Origin of the sequence: Gordonia malaquae (assembly GCF_037148075.1) — a bacterium.
In the GTDB taxonomy this organism is placed as follows: domain Bacteria; phylum Actinomycetota; class Actinomycetes; order Mycobacteriales; family Mycobacteriaceae; genus Gordonia; species Gordonia malaquae.
In genome coordinates this window covers 1,117,879-1,127,841 of the sequence record NZ_JBBCUB010000001.1, presented here as the reverse complement: position 1 = coordinate 1,127,841, position 9,963 = coordinate 1,117,879, and the positions used below count along the sequence as shown (strand labels likewise).

Sequence of the window (9,963 nt, the reverse complement as noted above, 5' to 3'; positions counted from 1 at the left end):
CTTCGAGGTCGTCACGGATCCGCATCAGGACAGGACCGTTGCGACCATCGACGCGACCGGGTTCACCAGGACCGGGAGTGCGATCGCGTTGGAGTGCACCCACAGGCCGATCGGATCCTTGGTCTTGTATGCGCCGACCGCGATGCCGGGCTGCTCACCGGCGCCGATGCCGTACTCCGGCTCGTCCGCTTCAAGCGTTGGGCCGAAGAATGTGGCACCGAGGATGTTGCTGCCTCCGGTCGGAGCGACCTCAGCCGGGAGCAGGAACACCTTCTTGTCGGAGGTGACGCGCTGGCCCTTGACCTTGCGGTCGTACACGTAGATCGGGGGCAGCGAGTGCGCCGACAGGGTCGCGTTGAGGACGTCGACCGACACGATCTGCGGGGAGCCAGCTGCGGTTGCGACGAGCGCACGCACAGCCGGATCACGCAGCATCACGTTCAGCACCTTGCGCGACATGACGAGCGCGCCAGGAGCCTCACCATCGTTGGCGTCGGCGTAGGCGTCAACCCACGTCAGGAGATCCTCGAGGATCTTGGTCCCCGAAGCCGCGTCCCACAGGACGGCCGCGGTGACCGTGTTGCCGGCGGGGCGACCAAAGTTCGGCGTCTGCACGAGGCCGTTCTCGTTGATCGACAGTGCACCGGTATCGAGCGCCTGGCCGCGGGCGACTTCGAGTCGATCCGAGATCGCGCGGACCGTGCGGACGGTTGCGGCTTCGATGCCGCCGAGGGCGATCGCGGCACCGTCGCCACCGCGGGCTCGAAGCTGATCGTATTCACCGATCCGCTCCTTCAAGCCCAGCGGCAGGAGCTCGAAGATCTTCCGCTCCGCCTGACCGCCCGAACCGATCGGGGTCTCGGCGTCGAAGCTGCGGTACTGGGCGAGCTGCCCGGCGCCGTTCTTGCCGACGACCGTGCGGACGACGACATCGTTGACGGGAGTGTTCGGCAGCCAGCGGGCGAGAGTGCCCTGCTTGGTTTCGATGTCCTCCTGCGCGGCGCGGGCGAACCCGGTCAGCTCGGCGGGAGTGATGGTCTCGGTGTAGAGAGTCGCCATGATCAGGCCTCCAGGAGGAACTGGCCCGACTGCTTCGCCGAGGCGGCGACAGTGGAGGGCAGCTTGGACAGGATGATGCGGCCGTGCCACACGCCGGGCGCAGCGATGTTGCCGCGCGCGGCGTCGACCGACTGGTCAGTGAGCAGGAAACCGGCGATGACTTCCGTGCCGTCCGATGCGCCCGACGCGTAAGGCACAGCGAGGCCAGCCTTCATCGCGTACGGCTCACCGGACTTGATGCGGCCGTCGACGATCTTCGCCGACCATGCCGCGGGTGCGAGCGTGACAGTCTTCGCGACGTCGGTACCGTGGCGCGAGCCGAGCCACGACTGGTCGCCTGCACCGAAGGACTCAGTTCGAGGTGCGAGCTGGGTCATAGTGATCACTCCTTCCAGAGCGGTCAGGTGCAGACGACGGTCGCCTGCACGAGGGTTAGTTGTTGTGGGCCGCCTTGTAGCGGTCACGGCCGGCAGTCACAGAGCCGCCGGTCTTGCCGGGCGGGAGTCCCTGCTGGGGTTGCACTGCCGGTCCGGGAGTGCCCTTGACGAGAGGCGCGAGCTTGTCGACCTGCGCCTTGATCTCGTCCTCGGTGGTTCCCGTCAGCAGCTCGACGAGCTCGGTGGGGAGGCCCGCTCCGAGCCTGGTCCGCAGCGCCGACACCTCGGCGGCACTACGCGCCGCCTTCTCGTCCGCGAGCTGCTGCTCCAGTGCCGCGATCCGCTCCGACACGTCGTCGCCACCCGGTTCGGGCTTCGGCGCAGGCTTTGGGTCGTTGACCTTCTTGCCTGCATCGATCTGCTGCTGCAGCTCGGCGTTCTTCTGCTTCTGGGCCGCGAGCGCGGTCACCAGCGGATGATCGCCCGGCAGCCGCTCCGGGGCCGCGGGTGCGGCCGGTGGTGCGGCAGGTTCGGACGGGGTCGCCGGAGTCGCCGGCGGGGTGAGCTGATCGCCCATGATGTGATCACTCCAATCGAGTGAATCAGTCCCGACCCGATCGGCCGGGGTGGTCTCGAGCCTGTTGAGCGCCAGGCCAAGCGCCTTCACCCAACGTGAGGCGGAAGTTCATCGGGAATGCGAAAGCCCCGGCACCAGAACAGGTGTCGGGGCTTTCTGCAGTGTCCGTATTGGCTAGCTGGCCTTCTGGCTGTCGAGGAACCGCCAGATGTCATTCTCGGTCAGACCGGCGTCCTTCTCGACCTCTTGAAGAGGCATTCGGATTCCGTCTCGCTGATAGAACGTCTCGCGGGCCGCCGCAATCTTGGCGAGATCGGTGACCAGCTCTGTCCCGAGATCGCCACTGTCGAGTGCGCTCATTGTCTGGTCCTCCTCACAAGATCTGCATTGTCGCGCGCCATGCGCCTAGCTCGTCATCATAGCGCGGATTCACGATCATGTACTCACAGTTCCGGCCGAGCAAGACTTCGTACTGGTCACGGACTGCCGAAATGTCCTCGATCGCGGCGGCCGGTGTCCCCTCTGGAGCGATGACATCCAGATGAACCGGCTTGTCCATCTCCTTCATGTCGAACTTCGCCTTGCGGCTCGTCGACAGATACCCCTTCTCAATGCGGAACGACCCCGCTAACTTACTCAGATCCTCACCGCGACTGATTCCGAGTGCCTTCATGTCGACGACGCGGTGCAGTTGCTCAGTCTGCTTGAGGGGATACTTCGCGAGCACCGCATCGATGCTCTTGACCCGCGATCGGGCATAGTCCTCCGACTTCTTCGACACCGATGATCCGCGGAGCCACCCGTTGATGACCTCGTGGCCCTTGCCCGTGTAGTCGATCATGTGCTGCCGGTAGCGGTCGGTCAGCCCATTCGCGTGCGCCAGACTCTCCCGCATCCACTCCGGATCCGGTTCCGGGTCGCCAGCCCCCGTGCGTCCGATTCCAACGGGGCCTTGCGGCGGTCCAATCGCGCTCGCAGATCGAACCTTGGCCTTGTCTTTCTTCGCAGCCTCGCGAGCATTCCGGGCCAGGGTCGCTTTGCCGGTCGGCGCGTTGTCCATCGCCTTCGCGATGTCCTTCGGGTCTGTCAGCCCATCCTGACGGGCCGCGGCGTAGTCGTCCTTCCACTCCTCCACGTACGGCGGCGGCGTGTAGTCCTGGCCGGGCCGCACCATCACGGCGATGCAGTGGCAGCCATCGTGCGACCCGCCCGCGGACTGCTCTGAGTGGTAGACCGCGCCACGGGTTGCCTGCATCCTGCAGAACCCGCACGCGTTCGCCGATGCGTGCCGAACCCACTTAGCGCCCGGTTCGGCAGCCGCGTTCTCGACGATCGTGTCTCGGTAGCCGTCGAACATGGATCGGGTGGCAGAGCCTTGCAGTAGTGCGAGAGCGGCCTCGCCAGCCCCTGTGTTCAACGCCCACGACGCGGAGGCCTGCAACTTCTCGACGGGCGCCAGTTCGGCTGGTCGCGCCTTGAAGTCCGGGTTGTCCGACGGTGCGAGGTCGTACACAGTCGCCCCGAGATCGGCAGCCGCGGCGATGTACGGCGTGACGATCTCCGGGTATGCAGAAACCATCAGGTCCCGAAACTCGTCCGACGACACCTCCCCGGCGATCGAATGCCAGAACCCTGCAAGTTCGGCACCGAGTCGTTCATCGAGTTCTGCGAGGAGCCTGCGGATCTCCTCCGGGTTCATTGATCCTCAGGAGTCGTCCCGGCTGGCCGCAGTCGGTCAACCAATGTCGCGACCGTGGAACGACGGCGTTCAGTATCAAGCTGCTGCTGCTCCTGCGGAGACAACCCAATCCGGTCGTAGGTGACTGCCGATGCCGGATCCAACACGCCAGCACCGATCAGTTTCGCGGCTTCGTCGGCCGCAGCGGCTCGTGTGGGTGTCGACGCGTCACGCCAGTTCACGCCGATCTCGCGGAACGTGGCGACGTCGTATTCGCCCATGATCTCCAGCGCCAGACGACCAACCTCGAGCCAGCCGTACCCGAACGACGTCTGCCGCCGCTCAGCACGCTTCACCAGCCGGTACTCCTGCTGACGAATCGAGTCAGCCGAGCTCGGATTGTCCGTCACGAAACCCAGGTACGGCGCCGGGATCCCAGACTCCGCGGCGAGCAGCTGCGAGTAAGCCTTGATCTGCTCGATGTACGGCGTCGGCGGCGCAGGACGGAACTCGTGAAAGCTCGGCGTCACAGGGGCACCTTCTTCGTCCACCTGAGGCGGCACCACATTCAGCTTGCCCATCGTGGCCCGGAACCCAGCGCGGGCATTCTGCTCCGGCGACTTCTCCTCCGACATCCCGAACACCTCAGGATCGGCATTGAGGATCGTCCACTTCGGAGACGTGTAGAACTCGCGGTTGATCTCCATGCCGCTGAGCGTCCGGACTGCGGCGCGCGTGTAGTACGCCACCGGCCGCGTGATCTCCGACCGCCCCGACACGTCCGATGCACGATCCCGATTCAGCATCCGAGCAACTGGCACCCGACCCAGGTTGTGGACATCGCGGCTCACGACAACCAGGCGACCGCCGACCGACTTCTCGAACCTGATCGTCTCGTTCGGCAGGTACAGCGTCTCCATCACGACCGTGCCGTGCTCATCGCTCGTCTGAGACAACGCCGACCGAGCACGCCGCGACCGGTAATCCCAATCGACCGTGCACGACTCCGTCGACTCCGCAGTCACGAGCACGTCAGGCTCGCCAGCGTCCGCGTCACCGCGGCCCACAGTCGTGAACCCGACGCCATAGATCAGCGCATCCAGGTGCCCGCGGCCGGACTCCACGCCCAGATGGTTGTCCCGGAACACATCGACAAGGCGAGTGCCCTCAGCACCAGTCCAGCCGCGCAACTCCAGGCGCTCCTCAAGGACATCCACGACAGTCCCCGGCCAGCCCATCACCGCACTGATCAGGTCCGGCAGATCCTTCGGCGCGGCGATGCCCAAGTCTTGAGGTGACGTGTGGCCCTCGTACAGGTTCGACTTGATCTTGTTGTGCAGGCGCACGTTAACCAGCCGTTGCCGCAGCGCACCCACAGACAGCTTCTCGTCATCCGACAACACCAGCGTGGGCAGAGCAATCGCGACCGTCATCCGATCACCGCCTTCCGCACACGCCTTTGTCGAACCGTCGTGAGCCCGGCCGCGAGTGCGTCCAGGCGGGCCTTCCATGCCATCACCGCGGCATAGGCGGCGTCGATCTTCTCCGGCGAATCCGGGTAAGCCTTGAAGATGAGGTAGCCCGTCCGCGTCGACCGGCGACGAGCATTCAGGATGTGGCGGCCGATCGCTGGCCCGCCGTCGTGCTTCACTTCGCCGTTCACCACGGCCGAATGGAATGCCTCAACTGCATGCCCGACGTTCGACGTCTTGCCACGCGGCCACACCGAGATCGGCTCACCCTGAGTTGCGCGCACCTTCAACCGGCGCCCATACCGGGACTCCCAACGCGCGATGTGCTCAGTCCAGCCCGACGGATCCGCATAGAATCCGACAACCTTGTACCGCTCGAAACACTGCTGAACCGTCACGTCGACCTCGGTCGCGTTCGGCGTCCAGTCCTTGCCCGCAGGTCCGTCCGGCTGTTCCCAGACGCGCACCTCGAACAGCAGCCCGTCCGACACCCGGCAGCCGACCAACGCTGTAGCGTCCGCCTTGCCGCGGGCCCGTCCGCGAGAACCGTCGAAACCGAGGACGATCGGATCGCCGTCCGACAGCACCGCATCGACATCGAGGCATGCCGACCACTCAGGCTGCGAGATCCACGAATCCGATGCGTGTGTGATCTGGTTCAGGAAGTCCGACCGCACCACCTGGACATCCGACGTCGGATCCCAGATACGAGCGATCAACGTCTCCAAGTCGACATGCCCCGGGGCACACGGCGGATCATGCAGTACACAGCCATCGGGATGCCCCGAGCTGTCGCCGTAAGCCACACGCAGCCCGTGAGTCAGCGACTCACGATCCGACATATCCGTGTCGGCCGGCGCTTCCCGGTGATCGAGAAGCAAGTCCTTGTTCCGTGACCGACCCTCGCGTATCGCCGACGCATACGCCGCCGACTCCTCCGCCACCGAGTTCTCGCCAGGGATGAACGCGTTCGGCGACTCGATCGTCCGGCCACCGTTCTTCGCAGCGTTCGTCCGGATCGCCTGCGCCAACCGAGGGCCGCCGTTAGACGGGACCCATTCCTCCGTCTGGTCCAACGTCGCGAACGTCACCGGAGCGCCCTTCGTTGAACGCGCCGACGCCGTGATCATTTCCATGCGACCCTTTGGCAGCACTACGAACGTGTCCAGCGGATCCAGGCCGCGGTAGTTGTCTATGACCGGGCCCTCGCGCAGCATCTCGAGGAGTGGCTGCCAAGTGTTCCGAGTCTGATCCTCAGACACCGCAGCGATATGAACCAGCGGGGTCCGCACTGTCGACCACGGACGACCAACAGGCTGCCCGTCGGCATCCCAACCGTCGAACAGGACGTCACCGAGTCCTTCGAGCGCAGCGATCGCCGCCAACAGTGGAGACTTGCCCCAACCACGCGGCCGACCAATCAGCCCTCGCTGATTCTTGAACCGGCCTGTCGCCGGGTTGATCTCATACCAGCGGAGGATGAAGTCCTCTTGCTCCCGATACGGGACGAACGGTTCGTACACCATCTTCGCCGGAGCAGCCAGATTCTCAGCGATCCAATCCAGCGCATACCAGCCAAGCGTCGGAACCTCGTCCGGCGCCGACGGCTTCCACGGCATCAGACAGCCCTCAACGGGCCCCGACGCTCACGAGCCGACGACTGCGGCTTCGACCGCTTCTCATCTGCCTCATCAGCCTGCGCGTAAGCGATCCGCAGACGAGCGCGATCCTCAGACGTCGCACCCATCTTCGCCACCCGTAGCCGGAGCTCGGGCAACAGCTTGAGGTCTCCTGCGCCCCACACCTTCGCGTGCAGAAGCGCAGAGTCAAGAAGGAAGTCCCAGTCCGTCGCGGTAAAGTCCCGAGCCATCGGCTCCGCACCCCACGTCGCCCACCAGCGCCGCGTAGCCTCCGGCCACACAAACGCCTGCGAGATCAGCTCACCGTCGACATCAACCTGGACATCAAACTCCGGGAGCTCCGGCTGCGACACTGGATCAGCCGGATACACACGCATGCCCGCCGGATCACTGTTCCGCCGCGCACGCTTCGCGGGATCCTTCGGGGCAGGTCCATTGCCAGCCATTCAGAACACCTCCAATCGATCTGTGCGCAATTCTTCAGACTCTCTGCACCGTTCTGGGTAGGGTGATTCAATCCGAGAATGAGAATCAAAGCGGATCTGAGTGACGTCACGATCGAACTCAAGAACAAGGGAATCATCCTGCATATCGCCGACAACGCGGGTAAGCACGTCGGCGATCTGCGGATAGGGCAAGCCACCGGCGAGTGGATGAAGGGAAAGACGAGAGAGGGAAATGGCTTCAAGTTCAGCATTCCCGAACTGATCGAGTCCATCGAGTCGATGGACGACGAGTGATTCCCCAGACCCGTACAGAGCCGTAACGCCTATGCCTTACGGGGCTTCTGAGGTCGGGGCGGGAGGGGCATACCCCCTACCCCTTTCAGATCAGTCCGGGGTGCCGTTCGCTTGGGTGTCGGCCCCGGCTTGTGCGGCGGGTTCTTCCTCGGGCAGCCTCTGCTTTGGTCTTGGTGTCGTGGCAGGGGGTGCAGAGCCATTGCGCGTTGTCGATGGTGTCGGGTCCGCCCTCGGCTGCGGGAATTGCGTGGTCGAGCCAGAGTGGGCAGTGGGTGGCACTGCAGTGGGCGCATACCTTGGGGAGTTCTTGTTCCGCTTGTTTCTTGACTGATGCGGGGAATCCGCCGTGGTAGCGGCCGTGGCGGTTCCAGTTGCTCATGCTGCGTCGCCTGTGTCGGTGTCGCTGGTGGTGACGTACAGCGTGTGGTCTGTGGTGGCGAGGCTGTCGTGTTGTCGTTCGGCGAAGCACAGCACGCTACAGTCCGCGAGTCGTCGCACGCCGCACCGCTCGCAGTACCTCATGTGTGTTCGATATGGGCGAACAGGTTGGGGTCGTGGGCTTGCCCTCGCACGATGTCGTCGTACTGAACCCCACCTCTGATTGCAACGGCGCGCAGGATCGTGTCGGCAAGGTCTGGTCGCCCGTAGACGATGGCTGCGAGGTCTGGCAGCGTTACCTGTCCTGTCAGTTCGGATCGCTCAACCGCCTGCTTCACTGTGCTCATCGGTCCTTCTCTCCGTCGTGTTGGTGGTCGGTGAACGTGACGCCTGCGCAGGTTTCGTGTGCGCCGTTGTGGCCGTTGTTCTTGGCGCACCAGACGCGGATGTGGTGTCCGTCGTGGGTGGTGCGTTGGTGTGCTTGGCAGGCGCGCGGGTTGGTGACGGCAGTCATGGGAGTTGGCTGACGTAGGTGTAGTCGGGGTATTGCCGCGTGCTGACTGCGGCGTACGGCTCGGCGATGAGTAATGCGCGGATGTCGTCGGCCGTGAACAGCGGGAGGTTGATGTCGTCGCGGTTGATCAGGGTCCAGCTGAGCACCGAGTCGAACCAGGTGTTGACGTATCGGGCAGCGCGTTCGTCGAACGTTGCTTCGATTACTGCACCCGAGTCGCCGGGCCAGTGCTGCGGGTCGTCAGTGTCGATCATCGGAACGCCTCGTCGTACTCGTGGTTGCGATACCAGAGCGGAACCCCAGGATTCACGGCGCCGATGCCGGTGTGCATCACCGCTCCCTTGCCCTGCTCGATGGTCATCGTGAGGCCCGTGCACCTGAACGAGTGCTCGTCGTCTACACGGTCTGCGAGGTAGCGCAGGTGCTCCCCGATCCAGTGGCGGATGCTCACGGTTCCTCCAGGCTGAGTCGGACGGTGATGTGGATGCGCAGGCGGCCGAGTGTGTCAGCTGTCAGCCTGTGCGCGATGGGCCGTGCAGCTTCGGTGATCTGGTCGGCGATCCACGCGGCGAGGCTGGTCATCCGACTTCGGCGTCGTAGGCATCGACAACCCTCTTTGCGCCAGTCGTGCCGATGATGGGTCCAAGTTGGGTGAGAAGTTCGTTGAGTGCGGCGCGCAGGGCCTGCACTTCTCGGTCGCTCATCGGATGTTCGCCTTCCACCAGCGGTTGATCTCCCGCGCGACTGGTGCGGGTAGGTGCTTGGGCACGATGCGCGTGACGATCGGCTCAAGCACCTGACGTGGTGTCGGCGGCTGCCATGCGATCGGGGTGTCGGGGACGGCGTGCACGCGTGCCGGGACGGTGTGGTGTCCAGGCGTGTGCGTGACCTCAGCGTCGGTGTAGCCGTGGTCTCCGCTCGCGTATCCGATGGCGGCGTTGATGGCGTGCCCGGGGTCGACGAGCGGGTTGCCGAGGTCGCAGATCGCATCCGAGGGTCGGCACACGGTGGAGGTCGGGATGGTCGACTTGGGCCGCGGTCCTTGCATGGTGAGGCCTGGGACGACGGACGGGATCATCGTCATGATGCCGCGTTTGGCTCGCGGGTCGGAGACGAGGGTGAAGTGCGTGTTGCGCCGCATCTGCGGGTCGTGCTGCCACTTGTCGCGGACGTTGCCTGCGACGAGTGCTCCCATGCTGTTCCCAATGACGCGGATGCGGCTGTCGGGGCACTCGCGGCGGAAGGATCGTGCAGCGCGGTCGAGGTTCCGTTCGCCCTCGCGGCGGCTGATGTCGCCGGGCACGTTGCCGACGGGCGCGATGCTGGCCGAGTAGTGGACGCGCGTGACGGGGCCACTCAAGCCGGGGACGCGGCGCGCTCCCGGATCGTCGACTCCGCCGACGGCGAATGTCATCTGGTCGGGGCAGGGCTGTGCGTAGGCGATGGTGTCGTCGCAGGCGGCGAAGCTGGTGGCGATGATGGCGGCTGTGGCGAGTGTCGCGGCCGGTCGGTGTGCGCGCATGAGGGT

General features: G+C 64.9%; 17 protein-coding genes. 1 reads left to right on the top strand and 16 read right to left on the bottom strand.

The annotated features are described in order from the left end of the window. Positions 1–24: 24 nt before the first annotated feature. The 8 genes from WFK36_RS05665 to WFK36_RS05630 all read right to left on the bottom strand — a co-directional run bounded on the left by WFK36_RS05665 (position 25) and on the right by WFK36_RS05630 (position 7,249). A complete protein-coding gene (locus WFK36_RS05665) occupies positions 25–1,059 on the bottom strand; it encodes a major capsid protein (protein ID WP_336790453.1) in 1,035 nt (344 codons plus the stop codon). A 2-nt stretch (positions 1,060–1,061) separates the two neighbouring features. Next, positions 1,062–1,436 (bottom strand): potassium transporter, encoded by a 375-nt coding sequence (locus tag WFK36_RS05660; protein WP_336790451.1) that lies wholly within the window; start codon positions 1,434–1,436, stop codon positions 1,062–1,064. A gap of 55 nt (positions 1,437–1,491) precedes the next feature. Then, positions 1,492–2,013 (bottom strand): capsid assembly scaffolding protein Gp46 family protein, encoded by a 522-nt coding sequence (locus tag WFK36_RS05655; RefSeq protein WP_336790449.1) that lies wholly within the window; start codon positions 2,011–2,013, stop codon positions 1,492–1,494. 174 nt (positions 2,014–2,187) lie between these two features. Beyond that, positions 2,188–2,373: a hypothetical protein gene (locus WFK36_RS05650; protein WP_336790447.1), complete on the bottom strand. Its 186-nt coding sequence runs from the start codon at positions 2,371–2,373 to the stop codon at positions 2,188–2,190. Between the two features lie 13 nt (positions 2,374–2,386). Next, entirely contained in the window at positions 2,387–3,712 is a 1,326-nt protein-coding gene (locus WFK36_RS05645) for a VG15 protein (protein WP_336790445.1), read from the bottom strand. Continuing rightward, entirely contained in the window at positions 3,709–5,124 is a 1,416-nt protein-coding gene (locus WFK36_RS05640; RefSeq protein ID WP_336790443.1) for a phage portal protein, read from the bottom strand. The genes WFK36_RS05645 and WFK36_RS05640 overlap by 4 nt, the downstream gene beginning before the upstream one ends. Then, the gene (locus WFK36_RS05635; protein WP_336790441.1) at positions 5,121–6,782 is read right to left on the bottom strand and encodes a hypothetical protein; all 1,662 of its coding nucleotides are present in this window, start codon (positions 6,780–6,782) and stop codon (positions 5,121–5,123) included. The genes WFK36_RS05640 and WFK36_RS05635 overlap by 4 nt, the downstream gene beginning before the upstream one ends. After that, positions 6,782–7,249, bottom strand: a complete 468-nt coding sequence (locus WFK36_RS05630) for a phage terminase small subunit (RefSeq protein WP_336790439.1) — start codon at positions 7,247–7,249, stop codon at positions 6,782–6,784. The genes WFK36_RS05635 and WFK36_RS05630 overlap by 1 nt, the downstream gene beginning before the upstream one ends. Before the next feature lie 78 nt (positions 7,250–7,327). Here WFK36_RS05630 and WFK36_RS05625 point away from each other — a divergent pair, with 78 nt between their 5' ends. After that, positions 7,328–7,543, top strand: coding sequence for a hypothetical protein (locus WFK36_RS05625; protein ID WP_336790437.1), 216 nt, complete (start codon positions 7,328–7,330; stop codon positions 7,541–7,543). 85 nt (positions 7,544–7,628) lie between these two features. Here WFK36_RS05625 and WFK36_RS22740 read toward each other — a convergent pair whose 3' ends face one another. The 8 genes from WFK36_RS22740 to WFK36_RS05590 all read right to left on the bottom strand — a co-directional run bounded on the left by WFK36_RS22740 (position 7,629) and on the right by WFK36_RS05590 (position 9,957). After that, positions 7,629–7,922, bottom strand: a complete 294-nt coding sequence (locus WFK36_RS22740) for an HNH endonuclease (RefSeq protein WP_419717417.1) — start codon at positions 7,920–7,922, stop codon at positions 7,629–7,631. A gap of 139 nt (positions 7,923–8,061) precedes the next feature. Further along, on the bottom strand, positions 8,062–8,268 hold the full coding sequence (locus WFK36_RS05620) for a hypothetical protein (RefSeq protein WP_336790435.1): 207 nt from the start codon (positions 8,266–8,268) through the stop codon (positions 8,062–8,064). After that, entirely contained in the window at positions 8,265–8,435 is a 171-nt protein-coding gene (locus WFK36_RS05615) for a hypothetical protein (RefSeq protein WP_336790433.1), read from the bottom strand. The genes WFK36_RS05620 and WFK36_RS05615 overlap by 4 nt, the downstream gene beginning before the upstream one ends. After that, positions 8,432–8,689: a hypothetical protein gene (locus tag WFK36_RS05610; RefSeq protein WP_336790431.1), complete on the bottom strand. Its 258-nt coding sequence runs from the start codon at positions 8,687–8,689 to the stop codon at positions 8,432–8,434. The genes WFK36_RS05615 and WFK36_RS05610 overlap by 4 nt, the downstream gene beginning before the upstream one ends. Further along, positions 8,686–8,886: a hypothetical protein gene (locus WFK36_RS05605; RefSeq protein ID WP_336790429.1), complete on the bottom strand. Its 201-nt coding sequence runs from the start codon at positions 8,884–8,886 to the stop codon at positions 8,686–8,688. Before WFK36_RS05605 ends, WFK36_RS05610 begins: the two co-directional genes overlap by 4 nt. Continuing rightward, a complete protein-coding gene (locus tag WFK36_RS05600; protein ID WP_336790427.1) occupies positions 8,883–9,017 on the bottom strand; it encodes a hypothetical protein in 135 nt (44 codons plus the stop codon). Before WFK36_RS05600 ends, WFK36_RS05605 begins: the two co-directional genes overlap by 4 nt. Next, positions 9,014–9,139: a hypothetical protein gene (locus tag WFK36_RS05595; protein ID WP_336790425.1), complete on the bottom strand. Its 126-nt coding sequence runs from the start codon at positions 9,137–9,139 to the stop codon at positions 9,014–9,016. Before WFK36_RS05595 ends, WFK36_RS05600 begins: the two co-directional genes overlap by 4 nt. Beyond that, positions 9,136–9,957: a PE-PPE domain-containing protein gene (locus WFK36_RS05590; RefSeq protein WP_336790424.1), complete on the bottom strand. Its 822-nt coding sequence runs from the start codon at positions 9,955–9,957 to the stop codon at positions 9,136–9,138. Before WFK36_RS05590 ends, WFK36_RS05595 begins: the two co-directional genes overlap by 4 nt. Between the last annotated feature and the right edge of the window lie 6 nt (positions 9,958–9,963).

What these genes read in the sequence shown, in the direction of transcription:
- WFK36_RS05630 (WP_336790439.1), bottom strand. Translation starts at nt 7,249, where the DNA reads ATGGCTGGCAATGGACCTGCCCCGAAGGATCCCGCGAAGCGTGCGCGG.
- WFK36_RS22740 (WP_419717417.1), bottom strand. Translation starts at nt 7,922, where the DNA reads ATGAGCAACTGGAACCGCCACGGCCGCTACCACGGCGGATTCCCCGCA.
- WFK36_RS05660 (WP_336790451.1), bottom strand. Translation starts at nt 1,436, where the DNA reads ATGACCCAGCTCGCACCTCGAACTGAGTCCTTCGGTGCAGGCGACCAG.
- WFK36_RS05600 (WP_336790427.1), bottom strand. Translation starts at nt 9,017, where the DNA reads ATGACCAGCCTCGCCGCGTGGATCGCCGACCAGATCACCGAAGCTGCA.
- WFK36_RS05635 (WP_336790441.1), bottom strand. Translation starts at nt 6,782, where the DNA reads ATGCCGTGGAAGCCGTCGGCGCCGGACGAGGTTCCGACGCTTGGCTGG.
- WFK36_RS05590 (WP_336790424.1), bottom strand. Translation starts at nt 9,957, where the DNA reads ATGCGCGCACACCGACCGGCCGCGACACTCGCCACAGCCGCCATCATC.
- WFK36_RS05610 (WP_336790431.1), bottom strand. Translation starts at nt 8,689, where the DNA reads ATGATCGACACTGACGACCCGCAGCACTGGCCCGGCGACTCGGGTGCA.
- WFK36_RS05650 (WP_336790447.1), bottom strand. Translation starts at nt 2,373, where the DNA reads ATGAGCGCACTCGACAGTGGCGATCTCGGGACAGAGCTGGTCACCGAT.
- WFK36_RS05655 (WP_336790449.1), bottom strand. Translation starts at nt 2,013, where the DNA reads ATGGGCGATCAGCTCACCCCGCCGGCGACTCCGGCGACCCCGTCCGAA.
- WFK36_RS05625 (WP_336790437.1), top strand. Translation starts at nt 7,328, where the DNA reads ATGAGAATCAAAGCGGATCTGAGTGACGTCACGATCGAACTCAAGAAC.
- WFK36_RS05665 (WP_336790453.1), bottom strand. Translation starts at nt 1,059, where the DNA reads ATGGCGACTCTCTACACCGAGACCATCACTCCCGCCGAGCTGACCGGG.
- WFK36_RS05640 (WP_336790443.1), bottom strand. Translation starts at nt 5,124, where the DNA reads ATGACGGTCGCGATTGCTCTGCCCACGCTGGTGTTGTCGGATGACGAG.
- WFK36_RS05615 (WP_336790433.1), bottom strand. Translation starts at nt 8,435, where the DNA reads ATGACTGCCGTCACCAACCCGCGCGCCTGCCAAGCACACCAACGCACC.
- WFK36_RS05645 (WP_336790445.1), bottom strand. Translation starts at nt 3,712, where the DNA reads ATGAACCCGGAGGAGATCCGCAGGCTCCTCGCAGAACTCGATGAACGA.
- WFK36_RS05620 (WP_336790435.1), bottom strand. Translation starts at nt 8,268, where the DNA reads ATGAGCACAGTGAAGCAGGCGGTTGAGCGATCCGAACTGACAGGACAG.
- WFK36_RS05595 (WP_336790425.1), bottom strand. Translation starts at nt 9,139, where the DNA reads ATGAGCGACCGAGAAGTGCAGGCCCTGCGCGCCGCACTCAACGAACTT.